Annotated in this window: 2 protein-coding genes and 1 pseudogene; 1 reads left to right on the top strand and 2 read right to left on the bottom strand. The window is 66.8% G+C overall.

What is annotated here, in order from left to right; genetic code table 11:
* Both DU475_RS23635 and ispH read right to left on the bottom strand, forming a co-directional pair.
* A pseudogene (locus DU475_RS23635) lies at positions 1-165 on the bottom strand (homoserine kinase); the annotation flags it as partial.
* Between the two features lie 102 nt (positions 166-267).
* Positions 268-1230 carry a 4-hydroxy-3-methylbut-2-enyl diphosphate reductase gene (gene ispH / locus DU475_RS23630; RefSeq protein ID WP_013504143.1) on the bottom strand — a complete coding sequence of 321 codons (963 nt, stop codon included), beginning with the start codon at positions 1228-1230 and terminating at the stop codon, positions 268-270.
* A gap of 260 nt (positions 1231-1490) precedes the next feature.
* Between ispH and DU475_RS23625 the strand changes: the two genes are divergently transcribed.
* The gene (locus DU475_RS23625; RefSeq protein ID WP_047309031.1) at positions 1491-2207 is read left to right on the top strand and encodes a DUF1013 domain-containing protein; all 717 of its coding nucleotides are present in this window, start codon (positions 1491-1493) and stop codon (positions 2205-2207) included.
* Positions 2208-2379 lie beyond the last annotated feature (172 nt).

The raw sequence follows: 2379 nt of genomic DNA, 5'->3' as shown, positions 1-2379 counted from the left end.
CTTTTCGTACAGCGTCAGGATGAAATAGCCGCGCGAGGTGTGCAGCAGGAAGTTCGAGTTCTCGACGCCCTCGGCGATGCCCTTGTAGGACAGCAAATCGCCGATGTCGTAGCGGCTCAGAAAATCCGCAAGCTCGTCGGCGGCGACGTCGGTATAGACCGCCATGGCGTGATCCGATCAGAAGGAAGGAAGCTGGCGGCTTCCTAGACCAAGACGGCGCGCGAAGAAAGGGCGCCCCAGGGGGGAGGCCCGCGGCTCCGGCCGGAGTTATTCGGCGGCGTCCGGTCGCAGCGCGCGCGGCAGCGGGAAGAACTCGTTTTCCTCGGCTGCCGACACCGTCTCGACCGACAGGTCGAACCGCTCGGCGAAGGCGCCCATGATCTCCTCGACGATCACCTCGGGGGCGGAGGCCCCGGCGGTGAGCCCGAGCACCCTGACGCCCTCGAACTGGCTCCAGTCGAGATCGGAGGCGCGCTGCGCCAGCACCGCGACCTTGCAGCCCTCGCGTTCGGCGACCTCGCGCAGCCGCTGCGAATTCGACGAATTCGGCGCGCCGACCACGATCATGGCGTCGACCACCGGCGCCACCTTCTTCACCGCCGCCTGGCGGTTGGTGGTGGCGTAGCAGATGTCCTCGCGGTGCGGCCCGGAAATGTTCGGGAAACGCTCGCGCAGCACCGTGACGATGCCGGCGGTGTCGTCGATCGACAGCGTGGTCTGGGTGACGAAGGCGAGGTTGTCGGGATCCTTGGGCTGATACGCCGCAGCGTCGGCCGCGGTCTCGATCAGCGTCACCGCGCCGGCCGGGAGCTGGCCGAGGGTGCCGACCACTTCCGGATGGTGCGAATGCCCGATCAAGAGGATCTCGCGGCCGCGCTTGAAATGGATCGCCGCCTCGCGGTGCACCTTGGTGACCAGCGGGCAGGTGGCGTCGATCGAGAAGAAATTCCGCGCCGTCGCGTCTTCCGGCACCGATTTCGGCACCCCATGGGCGGAGAATACCACCGGGGCCTTGGTGTCCGGGATCTCTTCCAGTTCCTCGACGAAGATCGCGCCCTTGGCGCGCAGGCTGTCGACCACGTATTTGTTATGGACGATCTCGTGCCGGACATAGACCGGGGCGCCGTACAGCGCCAGCGCCCGCTCGACGGTATCGATCGCCCGCACCACGCCGGCGCAGAATCCGCGCGGCGAGCAAAGCACGATTTTCAGCGGCGATTTCGCGAGCATTGGCAGCGATCCGGGGGCCTGGGCGCCGAGCAGAACCGGCGGAAAACAGGCGCACGCCATCGGCGTTGCGCATGGGTCGAACAGCTTAGGAATTGGGCCGGGTTTGCGGCCCTGTCAAGGCCGTCGCCCCTGCACTTTAGCAAGGCTCCTTGCGCGGGAAGCCCCGGACGGCATATATAAGCGGCAATTCCCGTCATCCTCGACGACCCGCCTTGCCTCAGGACGAATCCGGAGGGGCAAGGGACAAAGGAGATTTGCCCATGAGCAACGCACCGCTGATGCCGAAGGCCACCGCCGTCTGGCTGCTCGACAACACGGCGTTGACGTTCGATCAGGTCGCCGACTTCACCAAGATGCACGTCTTGGAGGTCAAGGCGATCGCCGACGGCGACGCCGCCCAGGGCATCAAGGGGATGGACCCGATTTCCAGCGGACAGCTCACCCGCGACGAGATCGAGAAGGGCGAAGGCGATCCGGACTACCGCCTCAAGCTCGCCGAGAGCAAGGTGGTGCTGCCGCAGGCCGCCAAGAAGAAGGGGCCGCGCTACACCCCGGTGTCGCGCCGCCACGAGCGGCCGAGCGCGATCCTGTGGCTGGTGCGCAATCATCCGGAGCTGAAGGACGCCCAGATCATGCGCCTGGTCGGCACCACCAAGACCACGATCGCTTCCGTGCGCGACCGCACCCACTGGAACGCCGCGACCCTGACCCCGATGGACCCGGTGACGCTCGGCCTGTGCTCGCAGCTCGACCTCGACTTCGAGGTGCAGCGCGCCGCCAAGGAGAAGCCGGCCGACCAGCAATATGGCGGCGCCACTTTGCTGCCGGCGTCCGAGACCACCCGCAAGGAAGCCGAATACGAAGCGGCGACCTCCGGCAAGAGCCAGGACGATCTCGACGTCGACGCGGTGTTCGCCAAGCTCAAGACCATCGGCGGCAAGAAGCACGACGACGAGGACGAAGACGGCGGCTTCTGAGCCGCCCACCCTCCCCGTCATCGCCCGCGCAGGCGGGCGAACCAGTATCCCTGAGCGCACGTTACTGACCGCAGGCGCTCTGCAATACTCCATCCTCCGCTTGCGCGGAGGATAGCGGACCCGGCGCGTTGCGGCTCCGCGGCCGGCATCAGCGCAAAGCGCCCTCCCCACC

The sequence above is a fragment of the Rhodopseudomonas sp. WA056 genome (assembly GCF_010906995.1).
GTDB lineage: Bacteria > Pseudomonadota > Alphaproteobacteria > Rhizobiales > Xanthobacteraceae > Rhodopseudomonas > Rhodopseudomonas palustris_G.
Note: the sequence above shows the minus strand (reverse complement) of the source record. Positions and strands in the feature narration are given on the sequence as shown.